Here is a 23,481-nt window from a genome sequence, read left to right as displayed (position 1 = left end):
CCATGCTGCTCCGTTACATCCAGGTCGAGATCCTCAAGCTGCGCCGTTCGCTGGCATTGCTCCTTTGCGTCGCCGCGCCCGCCTGCATCGCCATCCTGGGGGGGCTGATCGTTCTCGATCGCGGGAGCGACTGGCGCACCTTCATGCTCGCCAATTGCGCCTTGTGGGCGTTCGCGATGCTGCCGCTTGCGCTCACCGCGCTCAGCGTGCTCCTCGCCCAGATGGAACATGGCGCGCGCGCCTGGGATCATGTCCTCGCCCTGCCCGGCGCGCGCGGCCGCATCTATTTCGCCAAGGCATTCGTGATGGCCGGGCTGCTCGTCGGCATGAGCGTGCTTCTCTTCCTGTTCCTGCATCTCGCCGGTTATGCCGTGGCTGCGGTCGCGCCGGGCAAGCTGCCCGGCACGCTGGATTCGGGCTATGTCGCGTGGATCCTTGCCCAGATGGCCGTCGCTTCGCTGCTCGTGGCGATGCTCCAGCTCTGGGTAGCACTGCGCTTCCGCAGCTTCGTGCCGCCCTTGGTCTTCGGCATCGCCGGCACCTTTGCGGCGATCGTCGCGACCAGCGCCCGCCAGGGCGTGGTGTTTCCCTGGCTGATGGCGGTAAACGTGCTCACACCCTATCCCGCGCGGCAGGCGGCGGCGCTGCTGCTCGGCGGCGTCGGCGGTCTCGCCATGCTCGTCGCCATGATGCTCCATTTGGCGCGACGCGACATGGTATCCGGTACGTGACTCTTCGCACTAACCGGAAAGACGCGGTTAACCGCTTCTAAACCAGCCTGGGTTACGGACCGCTTGGGGGGGACCTTGTATGGGTCCCGAGTATGTGTCCGCGTATCGCGTTTCCCGTGTTGCTCGCCGCCGCGCTGTCCGCCGCGGCGCCGGCCGGCGCGCAATCCCTTCTCGACTATGTCGGCGAATGCGTGCCGTTCGCGCGTGCCGCTTCCGGTATCCAGATCTATGGCGACGCCTGGACCTGGTGGGACCAGGCCGAGGGCCGCTACCAGCGCGGCCGCGTGCCCAGGGTCGGCGCCGTCCTTGCCTTTTCGAAGAGCGCGCGCCTGCCGCTCGGCCATGTCGCGGTGGTGAGCAGGATCGTCGAGAAGCGCGTGCTGATGATCACCCATGCGAACTGGTCCCGCTTCGAGGGCGAGCGCGGCCATGCCGAGCAGGACGTGACGCTGTTCGACGTATCGGAGCGCGGCGACTGGAGCCTGGTCAAGGTCTGGTATCGGGATCGCGACGGGCTGGGCAGCTCGATCTATCCGGCGCACGGCTTCATCTACGGCACGCCCGACCGCAACGCGCCCGCCACGGTGCGCAAGGCCCGCCCCTCGGCCGAGCTGACCGCCAGGCAGCCGGACTATGTCGGCTCGCTGATCGACGCCTATGCGTCGCGTTGAGCTTGCCGCGAGCTGAGCGGCAAGGCATCTAGCGGGGCATGACCGGGGGGGATCTGCGCGCGAATCGGCGCTGGTGGTGGGCGATCTACGCGATCGCGCTTGCGGGCCTGGCGCTGCGCTTCGTCTGCTCGCTGGGCGACCTGTGGTTCGACGAGGCCTGGTCGGCGTCGCAGGCGCGCGATGCGCTTACGCCGATCGGCGTGTTCATCGGCATCAATCACGACAATAACCACCATATCAACTCGCTCTGGATGCAGATGGTGGGCTTCGGCGCCTGGCCGCCGCTCGTCCGCCTGCTCTCGATCCTGAGCAGCAGCGCGGCGATCCTGGTCGCGGCCAAGATCGCCGAGCCGCGCGGCCGCGCCACCATGGTGGTGACTGCGCTGCTCTTCGCCTTCTCGCCGATGCTGGTGACGATGGGATCGGAAGCGCGCGGCTATGCCGGCATGTCGCTGGCGATGCTGATCGCGATCCTGTTCATCGATCGCTGGCTGGCGGGCGACCTCGGCTATCGCCGCCCGACCACCTTCGCGCTCTGCTTCTTCCTCGGCGCCTTCTCGCAGCTCACCATGATCTTCGCGGCCGTCGCCCTGGTCGGCTGGCCGTCCTTCGTACTGTGGAAGCGCAACGGCTTCCGGGCGGCGGCGATCGAGATCTTCCGGACCTTCTGGCTGCCGGTGCTGGTGCTGGCGGGCGTGCTCGGCTTCGTGCTCGCCGCCGGCCATTTCGCCGGCACCGGCTTCCGTTTCGGGCGCTACGATCCGTTCGACTTCATGATGTACCTCAACGGCACCACCACCGCGATCGGCTATACGATCGGCCTGCCCTGGAAGGACATCTGGCCGATCGTGCTGGTGCTGGTGCTGCTCGTCCTGGCGCCGCGCTGGGGGGCGTCGCGCATGGCGCTGTACCGGCTGGCGATCTTCGCCTTCCCCTTCCTGCTCGCGGTGCTGCACGCCGGCAATGTCGGCCATGCCCGCTACTATATGCCCGCCCTGCTGCCGCTGCTGCTGATGCTGGGCGAGATGATCGGCTTCGGGCTGGAGAAGGGCGACTGGCGGCGGATCGCGGCGGGGATCGGCCTGGCCGGGATGCTGGGCGGCAGCCTGTGGTGCGACTATGTGCTGGCGGTGGACCAGCGCGGCGATCCGGGCGGTCCCGTGCGCGAGATGATGGCCCGCGCGCCCGAAGGCACGACGATGCTGCTCGACCGCGACACCGGCCAGGCGGCCACCGATGTCGCCGCCGCGCGCCGGAAGTACAAGCTCAAGGTGATCTTGGGCCGCTGCGATCCGCAGGCACGCTTCCTGCTGGTCGACCGTTTCCTGGGCGAGGCGTTCCCGGCGGATGCCGACCGCTGCGGCGGCCATTTCGCGCTGATCGCCCAGCATCGCATGCGCAGCCTTTCGGGCACCAACTGGAACCTGTACGAACGGCGGCGCCAACCCTAGGGAAAGCGGATGTTCTTCTCCTTCCTCGACGAGCTGCGCGCCGCGGGCATACCGGCCAGCCTGAAGGAGCATCTGGTGCTCCTGGAGGCGCTCGACCGCGATGTGATCGAGCGCACGCCCGAGGCCTTCTACTATCTCGCCCGCGCCACCTTCGTGAAGGACGAGGGGCTGCTCGACCGGTTCGACCAGGTCTTCGCCAAGGTCTTCAGGGGCATCGCCACCAGCTATGGCGTTGCCCCCGCCGCGATCCCCGAGGAATGGCTGCGCGCGATCGCCGAGAAGTTCCTGTCGCCGGAAGAAATGGCGAAGATCCAGTCGCTCGGCTCCTGGGAAGAGATCATGGAGACGCTGAAGCAGCGGCTCGAGGAGCAGCAGGGCCGGCACGAGGGCGGCAACAAGTGGATCGGCACGGGGGGCACCTCCCCCTACGGCAATGGCGGCTACAATCCCGAAGGCGTGCGCATCGGCGGCGAGAGCAAGCACAAGCGCGCGCTCAAGGTGTGGGAGGGCCGCGAGTTCCGCAACCTCGACAGCACCCGCGAACTCGGCACTCGCAACATCAAGGTGGCGCTGCGCCGCCTGCGCCGCTTCGCGCGCGAGGGCGCGGCCGACGAGCTCGACATCGACGCGACGATCGAGGGCACCGCGAAACAGGGCTGGCTCGACGTGCACATGCGGCCCGAGCGGCACAATGCCGTGAAGCTGCTGCTCTTCCTCGACGTCGGCGGATCGATGGATCCGTTCATCAAGCTGTGCGAGGAGCTGTTCTCGGCGGCGACCAGCGAGTTCAAGAACCTGGAGTTCTTCTATTTCCACAACTGCCTGTACGAAGGCGTGTGGAAGGACAATCGCCGCCGCTTCCAGGAGCGCACGCCCACCTGGGACATCCTCCACAAATATGGGCACGACTATAAGCTGGTCTTTGTCGGCGATGCCTCGATGAGCGCATACGAGATCACGCATCCGGGCGGCTCGGTCGAGCATTTCAACGAGGAGGCCGGCGCCGTCTGGATGCAGCGCGCGCTGAACACCTATCCCGCCGCGATATGGCTCAACCCGATCCCGCGCGAGCAATGGGGCTATACCCAGTCGGTGAAGATCCTGCGCGAGTTGCTGGGCGACCGCATGTACCCCCTCACCCTGGCCGGCCTTGACGAGGCGATGCGCGAGCTCAGCCGCAAGCGCTGAGCACCGGGTTCATTCCCTTTCCGTGCGCGGCTTCGAATCTTTCACGATCTGGCGCGAAATGGTGCTCATCTGCGTGACCGAGGTGCCGTTCGGGCGCACCTTGTAGAGCCCGGTGAGGAAACCGCGGTCGATTCCCGTCATCGCGGGCGGCGGCGCGCCCTGGGGATCGAACAGCGTGAGGATCGTGTTCGCCTCCACCCCTTCGCGCGGCGGGCGAGCCCCGGCCAGGGTGCGCATCGCGACATAGTCCGAAATCTGGGTCAGCGTCTTGCCGAGCAGGGCATCCGCGTCGAGGACCATGATCGACTGGAGCACGGCCTGCTGGGTCTGGAGATCGACGAGCGACGCGCCATAGACCCGCAGCGTCGGCGGGCCGTCCGACTCGGTCTGGCGGGGCGCCTGGCCGTTCTCGTTGCGCACCTGCACCGCGCTCCACACATGCACCGGCCCCTCGCGCATCGCCCGGCTCATTTCCTTGGCGCTCACGCCCAGGAACAGGCCGCTGAACTTCTGGCGGAGCTTCCTGACCACCGCATCGGCATTGTCGGCGACCATTATCACCAGATTGGGTTGGCACTTGCCCTCCGCTCCGGTCCTGATCCCGGCCTGCCGGGCATCGTCGCGAATGCGATCCTCGACCACCATCGCATATTGCCGCGGCAGGCCGAGCACGAACGGGCAGACCGGGTCGACGAAGCGCGCGAGCTGCCCCTCGGTGCTGGTCACCACCTGGCGGACGAACTTGCGGGCTTCGCGCGGCGGAACGCCCTTCTGCCCGCGAACCACGATGCTGGGATCGTCGGCGGGCTTGTCCTGCGCCTGCGCCGTGCCGGTGGCGACGATCGCCAGAGCGAAACCGATCAGGACCATGCGCACGCCATTCACTCCCATCGCATTCCCGTGAAATCGGGCCTGCCATCGATATAGCATCCCCCTGCTCTGCCGGTGAAGCCCGCTAGCGCGGCCTGCCCGTCCCCATCGCGCGCGAGATCCGATAGGCTTGGTCCCCGCCCTGCGCATAGGGATCCCGCAACCGATAGAGCCCGGTGAGCAGGCCCAGGTCCATATCGGTGATCTCCACCGGCGGCGGCACCACCGCGGGGTCGAAGAGCGACAGGATCGAAGCGGCGGCGATCGATCCCTTGTCGGGCGGCCGCGCGCCCGCCAGCGTACGCATCACGGCGTAGTCGGCGATCTGGCGTACCGATTTGCCCTGGGCGGCCCGCTTGTCCATCACGATCACCGAGTTGATCGCGACCGTCTGGGTCTCGCTCTCGAAGACGACCGGGGAATCGGGATCCTCGTCCCCGGCGGACATATTGCCCATGTCGTCCCGCGTCACGACCAGGCGCCAGGCATGGATCGGCCCTGCCTTGAACGCGTCGCGCAGCGCGCCCTCGTCCAGATTGGCGAAGGCGGCATTGCGGCGCTTGCGCATCGTCTCGATCAACGCGTCGGCATTGTCGGCGAACACGATCATCAGGTTCGGCCGGCATTTCCCCTTGGCGAAGCGAACTGAACTCGCCGCGGCGACGATGCGGAAACGCTCGTCGATCGGTGCCCGGAAGCGCTCGGGCAGGCCGAGGACGAGCGGACAGACCGGATCGATGAAACGCGCAAGCTGGCCGCTGTCGCTCTCCAGGACCTGACGGAGATAGCGCCGGGCCTTTCCGATCGGCTCGGGGCCCTTGCCGGTTACGACGATGCCGCCGTCCTGCGCCGGCTTGGCATCCTGGGCATGGACTGGGGGCACGCCGGCCACGCAGAGCAGCAAAAGCGAGGTCACGCAAAACGGCATGCGCATAGAGTCGATCCTTCCCAGGCCTCTCCGCGTCGAATGCGCCGGCTGAACCGATCTCTCGCCCGATGGGAGTATCGCGCGCAGCCGGGCCTGTCCATCCGGCAGCGCCGGACCCCGATGCTAACGGGGCTTCTTCGCCGTTCCGGCTTCCCGGGTGTCCCGCACGATCCGATCGGCGATCGTGCCGGCCTGGCTGCCGAGCCGGGCATTGGCCTGCATCTGATAGATGCCCGTGAGGAAGCTGCGGTCGACCTGGGTCAGCCCCTCCGGGGCGACGGCATCCTCGTCGAACAGGGTCAGGATCGTATCGAGCCGTCCGCCTTCCTTGGGCGGACGCGCCCCGGCGAGCACGCGCATGGCGACATAGTCGGCGATCTGCCCCACCGACTTCTCGTCGATCGCCTTGACGTCGATTACCAACACCGCGGCATAGGTTGCCTGCTGCGTCGAGAGCGAGATACGCGAGCCGGGATCGATACCGCGGAAACTGCGCACGCCATCCGCATCTTGCGCCCCAGGCCTGCCGGTCTGGTCGAGTTCCTCGGACACCCGCCAGGCACGCACCGGCCCCTCGTCAAGAGCGGTGCGCTTGTCGTCATAGGCAAGGTCGCGGAAGAAGCCGTGATATTTCTCGCGCAGCTGATTGATGATCGCGCCGGCATCCGCTGCGACGATCACGAAGACGTTCGGATAGCATTTCTCGTCCCGATCGACCTCGGCGCCGACCTCCACCGAGACCTCGCGGAACCGCTTGACGATCGCCTTGGCATAGGGCGGCGTCAGCCCCAGCACCACCGGGCACACCGGATCGTTGAAGCGCGAAATCTGATCCTTGGTGGTCGTGACGATCCGCTCGACGAAGCGCCGCGCCTCTTTCCGGGGCCCCTGCTTGCGGCCCTCGACAAGGATGCCGCTATCCTGGCCGGCGCCCGGCGCCTGCTGTCCCTGCGCGACGCCGCCGGAAATCGTGGCGAGAACAAAGGCGAGACCGATGGCCAGCTTGCGCATGCGTTTCCCCAGCATCAGACCAAAGTTTTACGGGGCCGCATGACGCAAATTCACGGCGCACCGCGCCTTGGAATTCAGAGTCGGTCGACCGCCCGATGGAGACGCCGGAGTATCGCGCCGTCATGCGCCTGTCCATTGGCCGCTTCGGTGGCGAGCGCCATCAGCCGGATCGCGCCGAAGCTGGCCGAAAGGCCCTTGAGGCGCAGCGCCGCCGCCGCCCAGCCATCGGGACTCTCGGCGGTCTTCATGGTCTCGAGGCACCTTTGCACCCCGTCGTGAAAGGCCTCGCGCAGCTCGGCGATCAGCGCGGGCTCGTCGCCCACCGCCGCCGCCAGCGTCGCATCGATTGCACCCGGATCGTACGCCATGATCCGTCCCTAGCCGGATACCGTTAATAGCGCGTTTCCATGCCGCTGTTGGTACGACGCCGAAATGTGGTAAATGCGCGTCATGATTGGGGGAAAACCTGCCGAGCCGCTGCCCGCGAACGAAGACGCGGAAGAGCTGGTGCTGTCCGAAACCGTGGCGTCCACGCGGATCGCGCCGGCGCTGGCTGCCGAAGACGCGATCGAGGAAGAGGACGAGGAGGCACCGCGCCGCGCCGGCTGGATCCTGCCTGCTCTCGCGATTGTCGCGGTGTCGGGCTGGTTCGGCACGATGGGCTGGCTGCTGCGCGGCACCCTCGCCGCGCCGATGGCGCCTGCCGGGCTCGTCCAGCTGATCGGCGCGCTGTGCGTTCCGCCCGCCCTGATCGGCATCCTCTATCTCCTTGCCCTGCGCACGAGCCGCGCCGAGGCCCAGCGCTTCGGCGCCAGCGCCCGCGCCATGCGCGCGGAGGCCGCCAGCCTCGAACGCGTCGTCGCCACGCTCTCGCGCAAGATCGAGGAGAATCGCGCGGCGCTTGCCGAGCAGACCAACATCCTGATCGCCATGGGCGAACGCGCCTCCGAGAAGCTCGAGAGCGCCGCCGGCAGCGCCGCGCAGCACGCCCGCTCGATCGACGCCAGCACCCGCCATCTCGGCGAATCGGCCGCCGATGCCGAGCATCGCGTTGCAGTCGTGCTCGCGTCGCTGCCCAAGGCGCATGAGGAGATGCGCGGCCTGTCCGACCGAGTCGACGCCGCCGGCCTGCTCGCCGGCGAGCGGGCGGCCGCCCTCGACACCCAGCTCTCCGCGCTTGCCGAGCGCGGGCGGGAAGCCGACCAGATCGCCGGCGGCGCGGCCGACCGGCTCGCCGCCCACATCGCCCGGATGGAAGCGACCAGCCAGACCGCCAGCGCGCGGCTCGAAAGGGTCACCGGCGAGATGTCGACCCAGGTCGATGCCGTGCTCGACCGCGCCGCCAATGCCGTGGACGAGGCACGCAAGGGCATTGCCACCCAGGGCGAGGCGATCCTCGCCATGCTCTCCGCCAACCAGGCGGCGCTCGACCGCGCGGGCCGTGACAGCGCCGAGGCGATGGGCGCGCGCATGGCCGCGATCGAGGAAGCGATCGGCCGCATCGGCAACCGCCTCGCCGAGGAGCAGGGGCGCGGTGACATGCTGTTCGAGGGGCTGGCCTCCGGCGTCGATCGGCTCGACCGCGCAATGGAGGACCTGCATGCCGCGGGCACCGAGCGCACCGGGAACCTGGCCGCATCGATGAGCGCGCTGCACGGCTCGGTTTCGGCGATGACGGTGGCGCTCGACACCGGCGACCAGACCGCGCGCCGCGTGATCGGCACGTCCGAGGACCTGCTCACCGCGCTCGACGCCTCGGCCCGGGAGATCGACGAGACCCTGCCCGAGGCGCTCGCCCGGCTCGACGCCCGGATCAATGCGAGCCGCCAGGTGGTCGCCGCCTCCAAGCCCGAGCTGCTCGCCCTGGTCACCGCCGCCGAGAGCACGCACGATGCGATCGAAGCCATTGCCGACGTCGTCGGCCAGCAGCGCGACACGCTCGCCAAGACCCAGGCATCCCTGCTCGAGACGCTGGCCACCGGGGGCGAGCAGGCCGAACAGTTGGGCGCCATGGTCGACGAGACCATCGCCACTACGCGCCGCTTCGCCGAGAGCGCCGCGCCGCAGCTGGTCGAGGCGCTGGTGAGCGTCCGCGAGACCTCCAGCGCCGCCGCCAGCCATGCCCGCGAGACGCTGTCGGGCATCGTGCCCCATGCCGAGCGCGCGATCGAGGAAGCCGCGGGCGATGCGTTGCGCCGCGCGATCGACGCCTCGATCCGCCGCCAGCTCGCCGATCTCGCCGAGACCACCGAGGCGGCCGTGCTCGCGGCCACCCGCGCCTCCGAGCGGCTCACGCACCAGATGGTGGCGCTGGCCGATACCACTGCCCAGGTCGAGGCACGGATCGCCGAGGGCCGCAAGGAGCGCGAGGATTCGGACAGCGACAATTTCGCGCGCCGCGTCTCGCTGCTGATCGAAGCACTCAACTCGGCCTCGATCGACATCACCAAGGCCTTCTCGGCCGATGTGACCGACAGCGCCTGGTCGGCCTATCTGAAAGGCGATCGCGGCGTCTTCACCCGCCGCGCCGTGCGCCTGCTCGACCCTTCCGAAACGCGCGACATCCACCGGCTCTACGAGGAAGACGAGGATTTCCGCGACAACGTCAATCGCTACATCCATGATTTCGAGGCGATGCTCCGCCAGATCCTGGCGCTGCGCGACGGATCGCCAATGGGCGTGACCCTGCTCTCGTCGGACATGGGCAAGCTCTATGTCGCGCTGGCCCAGGCGATCGAGCGGCTGCGGACCTGATTCGCGGGACGACACCGGCGGCGTGGTGACTGGCTGGCCAGGAGGCGGCGCAGCGAGCGAGCCGCGGTCAGATCCCGATCGGCGCTATGCGCGCCACAGGCAGATGCGGACGCTCCTTCCGACGAAGCATGCGCCCTTGCGCTGCAGCACGCCCCAATCGCCTTCGCCATGGACGCTGGCGACAAGGTCGTTGCCATAACCCGCCCAATGGCCGTCCTCGAGGAAGACATCGGCCCAATAGTCCTTGGAAATCATCGCGGCCATGTTGCCTGCCTTGGGATAGTCGATCCCGTCGAACACCTGGCGCGGGCCATCAATGTGAAATTCGCCGCTCTTGTAGATGGTATAGCTGCATTTTCCCGAGATGCGGGTCTGGCCGTCCACCACCAGCAGGCATCGCCCCCATTTTGCGCCCGGCGGCAGCCGGCGCTGCGGGCCGGCGGACGCACTGCAGGGCATTGCCAGCCCGAGGGTCGCCAGCGCCAAGCCGAAGGCGGCCAGCCGGTTCAGCCCGCATTCCCCGGCTGCATATGCGCCCACCAGTCGAGCATGTCGGTGGTGACCCAGCCATTGATGTAGTTGAGGTAGAAGATCGCGAAGAGGATCGTCGCCACGATCGTCGTGCGAAGCGCGATCCGCCTGGCGTTGAACTCATGCGGCGCGCTCGGCGCCTGGCCGGGGACCAGGGCCACGCCCGCCTCCTCGCTCGTCTTCACGCCGAACGGCAGGACGAGGAACACCGAGAAGGCCCAGAACAGGAAATAGATGGCGAGCGCGGATTTCCAGGGCATAGGGCGGTAATAGGGCTCCACGGGGGCAAACGAAAGCCATCATCGTCAGCCCGGCCTTTGCCGGGCGACGATCACGCCTCGACGATCAGCACGTCCACGATCGGCTTCTTGCCCGTGTAGCGGAAGGCAGCGCGGCGCACGGCAAGGCGCACTGCCTCGCGCAGCTTCTCGATGTCGCCCCGCCCGTCCTTCTTCACCGCTTCCGCGGCGGCCTCGCAAGCTTCCGCGATGAAGTCCTCGCGGTCTTCCTCCACCGGCACGCCCTGGAGGCGGATCTGGGGTTCGCCGAGCAGCCGGCCCTGGCGGATCGCCACCGCGGCGCTGATCTGGCCGTGGAAGGAAATGCGGCGGCGCTCGTTGATCGTGGTGCCGTCCGCCGGCAGGATGATGTCGCCGTCGAGCACGAGCCGGCCCGCGGGCGCCTGGCCGACCCGCTCGGGGCCGTCCGGGGCGAGGCGCCAGATCTCGCCGTTCACCTGGTTGATCGCCCTGGGCACACCGAGCGACAGCGCGAAGCGCGACTGCTCGTGCATGTGACGCACCTCGCCATGCACGGGCAGGATGATCTCGGGGCGGATCCACTTGTACATCTCGGCCAGTTCGGGGCGCCCGGGATGGCCGGAGACGTGGATGAACGCCTGGCGATCGGTGATGATGTCGACGCCGGCAGCGGCCAGCGTGTTCATGATGCGGCCGATCGCGATCTCGTTGCCGGGAATCTGGCGCGAGGAGAAGACGACCAGGTCGCCCTCGGTGAGCTTGAGCGGATGCGTGCCCTCGGCGATGCGGTTGAGCGCGGCGCGCGGCTCGCCCTGCCCGCCCGTGGCGACGATCAGCACCTTGTCGCGCGGCATCGTCATCGCCGTGTCGAAATCGACGGTTTCGGGGAAATCCCGCAGGTAACCGGTCTGCCTGGCGACGCGCAGGATGCGATCGAGCGACCGCCCGGCGACGCAGAGCGCGCGGCCGGTGTCCTGCGCCACTTCGCCCAGCGTCTGCAGGCGTGCGGCGTTGGAGGCGAAGGTGGTGACCAGCACGCGGCCCTTCGCGGCGCCGATCACTTCGTCCAGCCCGGTGCGGACGTCCGCTTCCGAACCCGAGGCCTCGGGATTGAACACGTTGGTGCTGTCGCAGACCAGCGCGAGCACGCCCTTGTCGCCGATCGCGGTCAGCTCCGCCGCGGTCGAGGCGCCGCCCAGCGCAGGGGCCTCGTCCAGCTTCCAGTCGCCGGTATGGAAGACGCGGCCATGCGGCGTCTCGATGAGGACGGCATTGCCCTCGGGGATCGAATGGGCGAGCGGCGTGTAGGTGATGCGGAACGGCCCGAGGTTGAACGGCCCCTCCTCGTCGACGACGTTGAGCTCGACCTTCTCCTCGATGCCCTCTTCCTCGAGCTTGCCGCGGATCAGGCCGGCAGTGAACGGCGTGGCATAGAGCGGCACGCCCAGATCGGCTGCGAGATACGGCAGCGCGCCGATATGATCTTCATGCCCATGGGTGAGGACGATGCCGAGCAGATCGTCTATCCGCTCCTCGATGAACTGCAGGTCCGGCAGGATCACGTCGATGCCCGGATAATCGGGGCTGCCGAAGGTGATGCCGCAATCGACCATCAGCCATTTGCCCTGGCAACCATAGAGATTGACGTTCATGCCGATCTCGCCGGAACCGCCCAGCGCGAGGAAGAGGAGTTCGTTTTCTGGAGTCACGCTAGTCCTATGCTCTGTTCGTCGCCCCGGCGGAAGCCGGTATCTCGGGCGGCGCAGGCGCTGCCGACGGTGCGATACTCCGGGCCCGTGCCGGAGCGACGGCTACTTGCTGGCGCGTTCCCACAGCATCGCCAGCCCCTGGATGGTGAGATCCGCCTCGAGCGCATCGAATACATCCGTATGCTTCTCGAACAGCACCGCGAGGCCGCCGGTGGCGATCACCTTCACGGGACGGCCGATCTCGGCCTTCATCCGCGCGACCAGCCCTTCGATCATCGCGACATAGCCCCAATAGATGCCGATATGCATCTGGTCCACCGTGTTGCGGCCGATCACGCTGGCGCTCTGCGGCGCGGTGATCGCGATGCGCGGCAGCTTGGCCGCGGCGGTGACCAGCGCATCCAGCGACAGGTTGATGCCCGGCGCGATGATCCCGCCCTTATAGGCCCCGCGATAATCGACCAGCTCGAACGTGGTCGCGGTGCCGAAATCGATGATGATCAGGTCGCCGGGATGGCGGGCATGGCCAGCGATCATGTTCAGCGCGCGGTCCGCGCCCAGGCCCTGCGGCTCCTCCACGTCGAGCGGGAAGCCCCATTCGGCCTTGCCCTGCCCGGCGATCACCGCCTCGGTCTTGAAATATTTGCTGCTGAGCACCTGCAGATTGTGCAGCGCGCGGGGCACCACCGTGCCGATGATCACGCCGGTGACGTCCGCGCGGTCATAGCCTTCGAGGCTGAGCAGCTGGCTGAGCCACACCGCATATTCGTCCGCCGTGCGCCGCGGATCGGTGGCGATCCGCCAGCGGGCGCGGACCTCGCCGCCTTCGAGCAGGGCGAAGACGACATTGGTGTTGCCGGCATCGATCGCGAGCAGCATGGCGGGGCCTCTCAGAGCAGGAACACGTCTGCGGCGTGAATGACATGGCTGGTCCCGTCGGCCAAGCGCAGGATGAGCGCGCCCTCGCCGTCGAGCCCGCCGAACAGCCCGTCAAGGCTGGTGCCGTCGGCAAGGCGGGCGGTCAGCGCGGTGCCGGGCGGATGGGCGCGGGCGAGCCAGCGCTCACGCACCGGCGCGATCCCCTCCCGCCAGCGCGACACCCAGCGGGCGAAGCTCTCCGCCAGCGTCTCCGCAAAGAGTTGCGGATCGGGCGCCGGGCCGTGCGCGGCGAAACTGGTGGTCGCGCGGTCGAGATCCCCCGGATGATGCGCCAGGTTCACCCCGAAGCCGAGGATCACGGCGTCCCCCACCCGCTCGAGCAGGATGCCGGAGAGCTTCGCGCCGTCGACCAGCAGGTCGTTGGGCCATTTGAGCATCGGCGCGAGCCCGAATACCCGTGCCGTCTCGTCCAGGGCAACGGCCGCGACCAGCGCCAGCGTGGCGGGCGAAGGCTCGCCCGCCCGCGTGCGCACCAGCGTGGACACATAGAGGTTGCCGGGCGGCGACTGCCAGGCACGGCCCTGGCGGCCCTTGCCCGCGCTCTGCCGCTCGGCCCGCAGCCACAGGCCCTCGCTCGCCCCGTTCCGGGCGAGCTCGGCCATGTCCGCATTGGTCGACCCCGTCTCGGCGACGGTCCGAACGGTCGCGGTCAGAACAGCGCCTTCGCGGCGGCGCCGGTCCAGATCTCGAGATAGCCGAGCAGCGGCCAGCCCAGCGGCGAGATCACCACGGCGGCAAGCGCCAGCAACGCGCCCTCGACCGGGTCGGTGCGGCCGCCAAAGGCCGGCGCCGGCTCGTCGAAATACATCACCTTGACGATGCGCAGATAATAATAGGCACCGATCGTCGAGGCTGCCGCGGCCACCGCAGCGAAGACGTACAGGCCCGCATGTACTGCCGCCAGGAACACCTGCAGCTTCGAGAAGAAGCCGAGCAGCGGCGGGATACCGGCCAGGCTGAACATGAAGATCGCCAGCGCCACGGCGAGGCCGGGCCGCGTGCGCGACATGCCCGCCAGGCTCGAGATCGTTTCCACCGGGCGGCCCTCGTGATCGCGCATCTGCAGCACCACCAGGAAGCTGCCCAGCGTCATCACCACATAGATCGCGACGTAGTAGAGCACGCTCGACACGCCCGCCTCGCCGCCGGCGGCAAGGCCGACCAGCGCGAAGCCGACATTGGCGATCGACGAATAGGCGAGCAGCCGCTTGATGTTCTCCTGGCGGATCGCCGCGACCGAACCGAAGATGATGGAGGCCAGCGACGCGAAGATCACGATCTGGCGCCAGTCGGCGATCGCCGGGCCCATCGCATCGATCGCCACGCGCACGGCAAGCGCGATCGCGGCGACCTTCGGCGCCGAGGCGAAGAAGGCAGTCACCGGCGTGGGCGCGCCTTCATAGACGTCGGGCGTCCACATGTGGAACGGCACGGCCGACATCTTGAAGGCGAGACCGGAGAAGACGAACACCAGGCCGAACAGCAACCCGATCTTCTGGTCGCCCGAGGCATAGGCGTCGGCGATGCCCGAGAAGAGCGTCGTGCCCGAGAAGCCATAGACCAGCGAGATGCCGTAGAGCAGGATGCCCGAGGCCAGCGCGCCGAGGACGAAATATTTCAGCCCCGCTTCCGCCGAACGCGTGTCGCGGCGCATGAAGCTGGCGAGGATATAGGCCGAGAGGCTCTGCAGCTCGAGGCCGACATAGAGGCTCATCAGGTCGCCCGCCGAGACCATCATGCCCATGCCCGTCACCGCGAGCAGGATCAGCACCGGATATTCCGGGCGCAGATCGTCACCCGAGGTCTGCTGGAAGAAGCGCGGCGCGATCAGGATCGAGACGCCGGCGGCCAGGAAGATCAGCGCCTTGGCGAAGGCGGCGAACATGTCCGGACGGTAAAGCCCGCCAAAGGCCTCTCCGCCCGCCGAAGCCGGGCCTGCCAGCGCGATGCCCGCGCCGGCCAGCACCGTGATCGCGGTCCAGCTGACCAGCCTGGTCGACTGGGCACCGCCCCATGCGGCAACGAGCAGGAGGAGGATGGCGCCCAAGGCGAGCACCAGCTCGGGCAGCGCCATCATCAGTTGCAGCGAATAGTTCATTAGTGCGCCCCCTTGTGCGCGGAGGCTTCTGCCGGAGCGCCTTCGGGCGCGTGCGCGGCAGGGGCAGCGGCGTGGGATCCGCCATGTTCAGCAGCGGCGGGCGCAGGCCTGCCGACGGTCGGAGCCGAGTCACCGGCGGGCGCGGCGCGCTCGAGACGGGCGACCAGCTTCTGCACGTCGCCGCGCATCGGCTTCATGAAGCTCTCCGGATAGACGCCCATCCAGAGCGTCACCGCCGCCAGCGCGCCGAGCATCGCGAACTCGCGCAGGTCGAGGTCCGGCATCGCCTTCACATCGTCCTTGGTCAGGTCGCCGAACGCCACGCGGCGATAGAGGTACAGCATATAGGCCGCGCCCAGGATGATGCCGGTGGTGCCGAGCAGCGCATAGAGCGTCGAGACCTGGTACAGGCCGGCAAGGCTCAGGAACTCGCCGATGAAGTTGCTGGTGCCCGGCAGGCCGACCGAGGCCATGGTGAACAGCAGGAACAGCACGGCGTAGCGCGGCATGTTGATCGCGAGGCCGCCATAGCGATCGATCTCGCGGGTATGCAGCCGGTCATAGATCACGCCGACGCAGAGGAAGAGCGCGCCCGAGACCACGCCGTGGCCGAGCATCACCATCATCGCGCCCTCGATGCCCTGCGCATTGAACGCGAACAAGCCGAAGGTGACGATCGCCATGTGCGCGACCGACGAATAGGCGATGAGCTTCTTCATGTCGCTCTGCACCAGGGCGACGAGCGAGGTGTAGATCACGGCGACGGCCGACAGGGCGAAGACCAGCCAGATGAACTGGGCCGAAGCCTCGGGGAACATCGGCAGCGAGAAGCGCAGGAAGCCGTATCCGCCGAGCTTCAGCAGCACGCCCGCCAGGATCACCGAACCGGCGGTCGGCGCCTGCACGTGCGCGTCGGGAAGCCAGGTGTGCACCGGCCACATCGGCATCTTCACCGCGAACGAGGCGAAGAAGGCCAGCCATAGCCATGTCTGCACATGCGGCGGGAAATCATGCGCCATCAGCGCCGGGATCGAAGTCGTGCCGGTGGTCAGGATCATGTAGAGGATCGCGATCAGCATCAGCAGCGAGCCGAGCAGCGTGTACAGGAAGAACTTGTACGACGCGTAGATGCGGTTGGCGCCGCCCCAGATGCCGATGATCAGGAACATCGGGATCAGGCCGCCTTCGAAGAAGACGTAGAACAGCATCAGGTCCTGCGCCGCAAAGGTGCCGATCATCAGCACTTCGGTGGCGAGGAAGGCCGCCATATATTCGGGCACGCGCTTCTCGATCGAGAGCCAGCTCGCCCCGATGCAGATCGGCATCAGGAAGACCGACAGCACGATCAGCAGCAACGCGAAGCCGTCGATGCCCAGCGCCCAGGCGAACTCGGCACCGCCGATGCCGAACAGGCGGACATGCTCGACGAACTGCCATTGGGCAGCACCGTCGCCGGTCTGGAACCCGGACCAGAGCAGGATGCCGAGAGCCAGGTCGACAAAGGTGGCGGCAAGCGCCAGCCAGCGGGCCGATTGCGCGTTGAGGAACAGGCAGGCGACTGCGGCGAACGCGGGCACCGCCAGCATGACGGTGAGGATCGGGAAGCCGCTCATCGCGCGATCACCCAGGTCAGCGCGGCAGTGAGGCCGATCAGCATGATGAAGGCATAGGCGTAGACATATCCGGATTGCAGCCGGGCAGCGCCGAAGCTGCCGAGCTGGACGACCCTGGCGGCACCGTTGGGGCCGAACCGGTCGATCGTGGCTTCGTCACCCTTCTTCCAGAACAGGCGGCCGATCGCGAAGGCGGGGCGCACGAACAGGAAGTTGTAGAGCTCGTCGAAATACCATTTGTTGAGCGAGAAGAGGTATAGCGGGCGGAACGCCTCGGCGAACTTCGCGGGGAAGCCCGGCGACACGATATACGCGCCATAGGCGATGGCCAGGCCGCTCAGCATCGCGATCGTCGCGCTGAGCTTCACCCACACCGGCACCTCGTGCATCGCGTGCATCAGATGCTCGTTGAAGGCGATGGCGCCGCGCCAATAGCTCTCGCCCGCGCTCGGCTCGATGAACGCGCCGTGGAAGACGAAGCCGGCGAAGATCGCACCCAGCGTGAGCAGCACCAGCGGGATCAGCATCACGATCGGGCTCTCGTGCGGGTGATAGCCCGCCGTGCCCTCGGCATGATGGCCGTGCAGGATCTCGTCCGCGCTCGGCGCGTGATCGCTGATCTCCGCCTCGCTGTCGTGATGATCATCATGGCCATGGCCGTGATGGTCATGGACGGCATGCTGGATATGCTCCGAGCCTGCCCAGCGCGGCTTGCCGTAGAAGGTCAGGAACACCAGGCGCCAGCTGTAGAAGCTGGTGAGCAGTGCCACGAGCACGCCGACCCAGAAGGCGCTGGTCTGCCCGGCGGCATAGCTCGCCTCGATGATCGCATCCTTCGAATGGAAGCCGGCGAAGCCGAAGGCGACCGGATTGCCGAACAGCGCCGGGATGCCCACGCCGGTGATCGCCAGCGTGCCGAACAGCATCGTCCAGAAGGTGACCGGGATGTGCTTCCTGAGGCCGCCATAGAAGCGCATGTCCTGCTCATGGTGCATCGCATGGATCACCGAGCCGGCACCCAGGAACAGCAGCGCCTTGAAGAAGGCGTGCGTGAACAGGTGGAACATCGCCGCGCCATAGGCGCCGACGCCGGCGGCGAAGAACATGTAGCCGAGCTGCGAGCAGGTCGAATAGGCGATGACGCGCTTGATGTCGGTCTGCGTCGTGCCGACGGTGGCGGCGAAGAAGCAGGTCGCGGCGCCGACGAAGGTCACCACGCCGAGCGCGACGGCGCTCTGCTCGAACATCGGCGACATGCGGCACACCATGAACACGCCGGCGGTCACCATGGTCGCGGCGTGGATCAGCGCCGACACCGGGGTCGGGCCTTCCATCGCGTCCGGAAGCCAGGTGTGCAGGCCGAGCTGCGCCGACTTGCCCATCGCGCCGACGAACAGCAGCAGGCAGAGCACCGTCATCGTGTCGAAGCGGTGACCGAGGAAGCCGATGGTCGAGCCGTGCATGTTCGGCGCGGCGGCGAGGATCGTCGGGATGTCGATCGTGCCGAACACCAGGAAGGTGCCGAAGATGCCGAGCATGAAGCCCAGGTCGCCCACGCGGTTGACCACAAAGGCCTTGATCGCGGCGGCGTTGGCCGACGGCTTGCGGAACCAGAAGCCGATCAGCAGGTAGGACGCGAGGCCCACGCCTTCCCAGCCGAAGAACATCTGGACCAGGTTGTTGGCCGTCACGAGCATCAGCATCGCGAAGGTGAAGAGCGAGAGATAGGCGAAGAAGCGCGGCTGGTCCGGCTCCTCGCTCATATAGCCCCAGCTATAGAGGTGGACGAGCGCCGAGACGCTGGTCACCACCACGAGCATCACCGCCGTCAGGCTGTCGACGCGCAGCGCCCAGTCGACCTGCATCGAGCCGCTCAGCATCCAGGTGAACACCGGCGAAATCGTCGGCTCGGCATTGCCGCCGAGATACTGGAGGAAGATCGGCCACGACAGGGCGCACGCCACGAAGAGCGAACCCGTGGTGATCACCTTGGGGAACGTGCTGCCGAAGGACTTGTTGGAAAGCCCGGCCACGGCTGCCGCGAGCAGCGGCAGGAATACGATGAAATGGATCGCCGACATCAGCCCTTCATCCGATTGACGTCTTCGACCGAGATCGTGCCGCGGCCGCGGAAGTAGATAACGAGAATGGCGAGGCCGATCGCGGCCTCGCCGGCAGCGACGGTGAGCACGAACATCGCGAAGACCTGGCCGACCAGGTCGCCGAGCGCATTCGAGAACGCCACGAGGTTCAGGTTCACGGACAGCAGGATCAGCTCGATCGCCATCAGGATGACGATGAGGTTCTTGCGGTTCATGAAGATGCCGAGCACGCCCAGCGTGAACAGGATCGCGCTGACGACGAGATAGTGCGTAAGGGTGATCACAGCTCGACCCCCTGCCCCACGGGATGGTTCACGTTGCGGGTCGCGTCCTTGGCGCGGCGTTGGACCTGACGGCTGATCTTCTGCGGCTTGACGTCGGTGCGCGGACGCAGCGTCAGCACGATCGCGCCGATCATCGCGACGAGCAGCACCAGGCCGGCGCCTTCGAACACGAACAGGTAGCGGGAATAGAGAAGCTGGCCGATCGCCTCGATGTTGGGCAGCTTGGCGTCGACCGGAGCGACCCGGCGCCCGAGCTGAAGCGCGCCGGCGCTATAGGCGCCCACCGCGATCAGGATCTCGGCGACCAGGGCGACGGCGAGCGCCACGCCCACCGCGGCATAGCGCATCACCCCGGCGCGCAGCTCCGCGAAATCGATGTTGAGCATCATGACCACGAAGAGGAACAGCACCGCGACCGCGCCGACATAGACGATGACGAGCAGCATCGCGATGAACTCGGCATGGGCGAGCACCATCAGGCCGGCGGCGTTGAAGAACGCCAGGATGAGCCAAAGGACGGAATGAACCGGGTTGCGCGACAGGATCGTCATGGCGCCGGAGGCGATGACGACTGCCGCGAACAGGTAAAAGGCGAGAAGCTGGATCACGGAATCGGATGGCCCCTGTAGATTGGCGTGCGCTTAACGGTACGGTGCATCGGCGGCAAGGTTCGCGGCGATGGCGCGCTCCCAGCGGTCGCCGTTCTCGAGCAGCTTCTCCTTCTGGTAGATCAGCTCCTCGCGGCTTTCGGTGGCGAACTCGAAGTTCGGGCCCTCGACGATGGCATCGACCGGGCAGGCCTCCTGGCACAGGCCGCAATAGATGCACTTGGTCATGTCGATATCGTAGCGCGTGGTGCGACGGCTGCCGTCCTCGCGCGGCTCGGCCTCGATCGTGATCGCCAGCGCCGGGCACACCGCCTCGCACAGCTTGCACGCGATGCAGCGCTCTTCGCCGTTCGGATAACGGCGCAGCGCATGCTCGCCGCGGAAGCGGGGCGAGATCGGGTTCTTCTCGTACGGATAGTTGATCGTCGCCTTGGGCTTGAAGAAATACTTCAAGGTCAGCGCGTGCGCCTTGACGAACTCCCAGAGGGTCCAGGTGCGGATGAAATGGGCGACGTTCATGGTATTATCACCATCAAAATTAGGCGTTCGAAGTTTGCCGCGATCAGCACCGCAGCCAAGCAGGCAGTCAAGCACAACATCTTGATCTTGAAGGACATTCGCATCGGCCGACGCCCGTCTTCCATGCGTTTGCGAAGCGATCTCACCATGGCAGCCCCACCCGCTGGATCATCAGCCAGCCAGAGACCAGGAACACGAACAGCAGCGACAGCGGCAGGAAGATCTTCCAGCCCAGGCGCATCAGCTGGTCGTAGCGGTACCTGGGCACCGTGGCCTTCACCCAGCTGAAGCAAAAGAAGAAGAAGCACATCTTGGCGAGCAGCCAGATGATCCCCGGCACATAATAGAGCGGCGCCCAGTCGAACGGCGGCAGGTAACCGCCCCAGAACAGCGTCGCATTCAGCGCGCACATCAGGATGACGTTGGCATATTCGCCCAGCCAGTAGAGCGCGAAGGCCATCGACGAATATTCGGTCTGATAGCCCGCGACGAGCTCGCTCTCGGCCTCGGTCAGGTCGAACGGCGCGCGCTGCGTCTCGGCCAGCGACGAGATGAAGAACACCACCGCCATCGGGAAGAGCAGCGGGTTGGCGAAATAGCCGTTGACCCAGCCAAAGATCGCCGAGCCCTTCTGCGCCTCGACGATCCCGCCGACATTGAAGGTGCCGGCCCACAGCACGACCGAGATCAGCACGAAGCCGATCGACACCTCATAGCTCACCATCTGCGCCGCGGCGCGGATCGCCGAATAGAAGGGATATTTCGAGTTGGACGCCCAGCCCGCCAGGATGATGCCATAGACGCCGAGCGACGAGGCCGCGAGCACGTAGAGCAGGCCGACATTGATGTTCGACAGCACTACCCCGGCCTGGAACGGCACCACCGCCCAAACGATCAGCGCCACGGTGAAGGTGATGATCGGCGCGAGCAGGAACAGCGTCTTGTTGGCGCCCGACGGAATGATCGTTTCCTGCAGGAAGACCTTCAGGCCGTCGGCGAAGGACTGGAGCAGGCCGAGCGGCCCGACCACGTTCGGGCCGCGGCGCAGCGCCATCGCCGCCCAGATCTTGCGGTCGACATAGATGATCATCGCCACGGCGAGCATCAGCGGCAGCGCGATGACCAGGATGCCGACGATCGTCGCCACGAACCACGCCCATTCGAAGGGCAGGCCGAGCCATTCAAAAAACCAGGTCATTCTGCGGCCTCTGCGAAGTCTTCGCCGTGGATCAGTTCGGCCGAGCAGCGCTGCATCGTCGGCGACGCACGGCAGATGGCGTTGGTGAGATAGAAGTCGGCGATCGGATAGCCGAGCGCGCCCTTGGCCTTGGCGGCCAGCTTGGGCGGCGAGAAGTCGTAGCCGGCCAGGCCCTCGCGGCCCAGCGCCGGCACCTCGCCCGCCATTTCCGCACGCAGCTGCTCGAAACTGTCGAACGGCAGCGTATGGCCGAGGCGATCGGAAAGCGCGCGCAGGATCGTCCAATCCTCGCGGGCGTCGCCGGGAGCGAACACCGCGCGATCGGCGCGCTGCACCCGGCCTTCCAGGTTCACATAGGTGCCCGGCTTCTCGGCATAGGTGGCGCCGGGCAGGATCACGTCGGCATGGTGCGCGCCGTTATCGCCGTGATGGCCGATATAGACCTTGAAGCTGGTCTTGAACGCGTCGAAATCGACTTCGTCGGCGCCCAGGAAGAAAGTAAGCTTCGGCGCAGCGGCGACGATGTCCGCAATGCCGCCCTTCTGGGCATAGCCGAGCATCAGCCCGCCCATGCGCGCCGCGGCGGTGTGGACGACGTTGAAGCCGTTCCAGGCGCTTTCGGTTTCGGTAGCGGGCCGCTGGAAAGCCTGGGCCATGGCGAGCGTGGCGCCCTGCCCTTCCTTGAGCGCGCCAGGGCCGACGATCAGCACAGGCTTCTTCGCGGCGTCGATCGCCTCGGCCGCACGGTCCGGCAGCTTGCCGAGGATCGACAGGTCGTTGCCCAGCCACTCGACCTTGTAGGTCAGGTCGGTCTCCGGCCCGATCGCGAACACCTTGGCGCCCCGCTTGATCGCCTTGCGCACGCGGGTGTTGATCAGCGGCGCCTCGAAGCGGAGGTTCGAACCGACCAGCAGGATCGCGTCCGCGTCCTCGATGCCGGCGATCGTGGTGTTGAACGCCACGGAGCCGAGGTTCGACACGTCATAGGCGAGGCCGGTCTGGCGCCCCTCGAGCAGGTCGGAGCCAAGCGCCTTCACCAGCGCCTTGGCGGCATACATCGTCTCGCAATCGACCAGGTCTCCGGCGATCGCGGCAACGCTCGAGCCGGCAGCCTTGGCAGCGGCGGCAATCGCGTCGAACGCTTCGTCCCAGCTCGCTTCGACCAGCTTGCCGTCCTTGCGGACATAAGGCTTGTCGAGGCGGCGGCGGACCAGCGCGTCGACATGGTAGCGGGTCTTGTCGTGCGCCCACTCTTCATTCACGTCTTCGTTGATCCGCGGAAGCACGCGCATCACCTGGCGGCCGCGGCTGTCGAGGCGGATATTGGTGCCGACCGCGTCCATCACGTCGATCGACAGGTTCTTCTTGAGCTCCCACGACCGATATTCGAAGGCCACCGGCTTGTGGGTAAGCGCACCCACCGGGCAAAGGTCGACGGCGTTGCCCGAAAGCTCGCTCTTGAACGCCTTTTCCAGATAGGTGGTGATCTGCATGTTCTCGCCGCGATAGATCGCGCCGATATCCTCCACGCCGGCCACTTCCTCGCCGAAGCGGACGCAGCGGGTGCACTGGATGCAGCGGGTCATGATCGTCTTGATGATCGGACCCATGTACTTCTCGGTCACCGCACGCTTGTTCTCGGTGTAGCGCGAGTGGCCACGGCCATAGGCGACCGACTGGTCCTGCAGGTCGCACTCGCCGCCCTGATCGCAGATCGGGCAATCGAGCGGGTGGTTGATCAGCAGGAATTCCATCACGCCCTCGCGCGCGGCCTTCACCATCGGCGAGTCCGTGCGGATCTCCTGGTTGTCGGCGGCGGGCAGCGCGCACGAAGCCTGCGGCTTGGGCGGCCCGGGCTTCACTTCGACCAGGCACATGCGGCAATTGCCGGCGATCGACAGCCGCTCATGATAGCAGAAGCGCGGGATCTCCTTGCCCGCGGCCTCGCAGGCCTGGAGCACGGTGGCGCCCGCGGGCACCTCCACTTCGATTCCGTCGACGGTTAGCTTCGGCATT

General features: G+C 67.0%; 22 protein-coding genes. 5 read left to right on the top strand and 17 right to left on the bottom strand.

Features of this window, described 5'->3' with window-relative positions:
- Positions 1–2: 2 nt before the first annotated feature.
- The 4 genes from CAP40_RS11575 (at position 3) to CAP40_RS11560 (ending at position 4,041) form a co-directional block, all read left to right on the top strand.
- Entirely contained in the window at positions 3–731 is a 729-nt protein-coding gene (locus CAP40_RS11575; protein WP_218822144.1) for an ABC transporter permease, read from the top strand.
- A 92-nt stretch (positions 732–823) separates the two neighbouring features.
- Positions 824–1,402 carry a CHAP domain-containing protein gene (locus CAP40_RS11570; protein ID WP_086129668.1) on the top strand — a complete coding sequence of 193 codons (579 nt, stop codon included), beginning with the start codon at positions 824–826 and terminating at the stop codon, positions 1,400–1,402.
- Positions 1,403–1,440: 38 nt separating this feature from the next.
- Complete coding sequence (locus CAP40_RS11565) at positions 1,441–2,853, top strand: hypothetical protein (protein WP_086129667.1); 1,413 nt, start codon at positions 1,441–1,443, stop codon at positions 2,851–2,853.
- A 9-nt stretch (positions 2,854–2,862) separates the two neighbouring features.
- Entirely contained in the window at positions 2,863–4,041 is a 1,179-nt protein-coding gene (locus CAP40_RS11560) for a VWA domain-containing protein (RefSeq protein WP_086129666.1), read from the top strand.
- Positions 4,042–4,050: 9 nt separating this feature from the next.
- On the opposite strand, the gene CAP40_RS11555 is transcribed toward CAP40_RS11560, so the two are convergent.
- From CAP40_RS11555 to CAP40_RS11540, 4 genes are all read right to left on the bottom strand, one after another.
- Entirely contained in the window at positions 4,051–4,911 is an 861-nt protein-coding gene (locus CAP40_RS11555) for a hypothetical protein (RefSeq protein WP_179188118.1), read from the bottom strand.
- Positions 4,912–4,996: 85 nt separating this feature from the next.
- Positions 4,997–5,827 (bottom strand): hypothetical protein, encoded by an 831-nt coding sequence (locus tag CAP40_RS11550; protein WP_144034332.1) that lies wholly within the window; start codon positions 5,825–5,827, stop codon positions 4,997–4,999.
- Positions 5,828–5,962: 135 nt separating this feature from the next.
- A complete protein-coding gene (locus tag CAP40_RS11545; RefSeq protein WP_144034331.1) occupies positions 5,963–6,850 on the bottom strand; it encodes a hypothetical protein in 888 nt (295 codons plus the stop codon).
- Between the two features lie 74 nt (positions 6,851–6,924).
- Positions 6,925–7,218, bottom strand: a complete 294-nt coding sequence (locus CAP40_RS11540) for an Hpt domain-containing protein (protein WP_086129662.1) — start codon at positions 7,216–7,218, stop codon at positions 6,925–6,927.
- Between the two features lie 73 nt (positions 7,219–7,291).
- Here CAP40_RS11540 and CAP40_RS11535 point away from each other — a divergent pair, with 73 nt between their 5' ends.
- Positions 7,292–9,604, top strand: coding sequence for a hypothetical protein (locus CAP40_RS11535; RefSeq protein ID WP_086129661.1), 2,313 nt, complete (start codon positions 7,292–7,294; stop codon positions 9,602–9,604).
- A gap of 84 nt (positions 9,605–9,688) precedes the next feature.
- Here the strand turns inward: CAP40_RS11535 and CAP40_RS11530 are convergent, their stop codons facing one another.
- From CAP40_RS11530 to nuoG, 13 genes are all read right to left on the bottom strand, one after another.
- A complete protein-coding gene (locus tag CAP40_RS11530; protein ID WP_086129660.1) occupies positions 9,689–10,144 on the bottom strand; it encodes a hypothetical protein in 456 nt (151 codons plus the stop codon).
- The gene (locus tag CAP40_RS11525; RefSeq protein ID WP_086129659.1) at positions 10,111–10,395 is read right to left on the bottom strand and encodes a DUF1467 family protein; all 285 of its coding nucleotides are present in this window, start codon (positions 10,393–10,395) and stop codon (positions 10,111–10,113) included. Before CAP40_RS11525 ends, CAP40_RS11530 begins: the two co-directional genes overlap by 34 nt.
- Before the next feature lie 71 nt (positions 10,396–10,466).
- Positions 10,467–12,104, bottom strand: a complete 1,638-nt coding sequence (locus CAP40_RS11520) for a ribonuclease J (RefSeq protein ID WP_086129658.1) — start codon at positions 12,102–12,104, stop codon at positions 10,467–10,469.
- Positions 12,105–12,206: 102 nt separating this feature from the next.
- Entirely contained in the window at positions 12,207–12,983 is a 777-nt protein-coding gene (locus CAP40_RS11515; protein WP_086129657.1) for a type III pantothenate kinase, read from the bottom strand.
- An 11-nt stretch (positions 12,984–12,994) separates the two neighbouring features.
- Entirely contained in the window at positions 12,995–13,696 is a 702-nt protein-coding gene (locus CAP40_RS11510; protein WP_256924201.1) for a biotin--[acetyl-CoA-carboxylase] ligase, read from the bottom strand.
- Complete coding sequence (nuoN, locus tag CAP40_RS11505) at positions 13,693–15,141, bottom strand: NADH-quinone oxidoreductase subunit NuoN (protein ID WP_086129655.1); 1,449 nt, start codon at positions 15,139–15,141, stop codon at positions 13,693–13,695. The genes CAP40_RS11510 and nuoN overlap by 4 nt, the downstream gene beginning before the upstream one ends.
- Positions 15,141–16,754 carry an NADH-quinone oxidoreductase subunit M gene (locus tag CAP40_RS11500; RefSeq protein ID WP_086129654.1) on the bottom strand — a complete coding sequence of 538 codons (1,614 nt, stop codon included), beginning with the start codon at positions 16,752–16,754 and terminating at the stop codon, positions 15,141–15,143. The genes nuoN and CAP40_RS11500 overlap by 1 nt, the downstream gene beginning before the upstream one ends.
- Positions 16,751–18,835 (bottom strand): NADH-quinone oxidoreductase subunit L, encoded by a 2,085-nt coding sequence (gene nuoL, locus CAP40_RS11495; protein WP_086129653.1) that lies wholly within the window; start codon positions 18,833–18,835, stop codon positions 16,751–16,753. Before nuoL ends, CAP40_RS11500 begins: the two co-directional genes overlap by 4 nt.
- The gene (nuoK, locus tag CAP40_RS11490; RefSeq protein WP_086129652.1) at positions 18,835–19,140 is read right to left on the bottom strand and encodes an NADH-quinone oxidoreductase subunit NuoK; all 306 of its coding nucleotides are present in this window, start codon (positions 19,138–19,140) and stop codon (positions 18,835–18,837) included. Before nuoK ends, nuoL begins: the two co-directional genes overlap by 1 nt.
- Positions 19,137–19,748, bottom strand: a complete 612-nt coding sequence (locus CAP40_RS11485) for an NADH-quinone oxidoreductase subunit J (protein ID WP_086129651.1) — start codon at positions 19,746–19,748, stop codon at positions 19,137–19,139. The genes nuoK and CAP40_RS11485 overlap by 4 nt, the downstream gene beginning before the upstream one ends.
- A 33-nt stretch (positions 19,749–19,781) precedes the next feature.
- A complete protein-coding gene (gene nuoI / locus CAP40_RS11480) occupies positions 19,782–20,267 on the bottom strand; it encodes an NADH-quinone oxidoreductase subunit NuoI (RefSeq protein WP_086129650.1) in 486 nt (161 codons plus the stop codon).
- Between the two features lie 142 nt (positions 20,268–20,409).
- Positions 20,410–21,465 (bottom strand): NADH-quinone oxidoreductase subunit NuoH, encoded by a 1,056-nt coding sequence (gene nuoH, locus CAP40_RS11475; RefSeq protein WP_086129649.1) that lies wholly within the window; start codon positions 21,463–21,465, stop codon positions 20,410–20,412.
- Positions 21,462–23,480 (bottom strand): NADH-quinone oxidoreductase subunit NuoG, encoded by a 2,019-nt coding sequence (gene nuoG / locus CAP40_RS11470; protein ID WP_086129648.1) that lies wholly within the window; start codon positions 23,478–23,480, stop codon positions 21,462–21,464. The genes nuoH and nuoG overlap by 4 nt, the downstream gene beginning before the upstream one ends.
- Position 23,481: the final 1 nt, after the last annotated feature.

Origin of the sequence: Sphingomonas sp. IBVSS2 (assembly GCF_002127225.1) — a bacterium.
Taxonomy (GTDB): Bacteria; Pseudomonadota; Alphaproteobacteria; order Sphingomonadales; family Sphingomonadaceae; genus Sphingomonas.
This window is presented reverse-complemented; position numbering and strand designations above follow the sequence as displayed.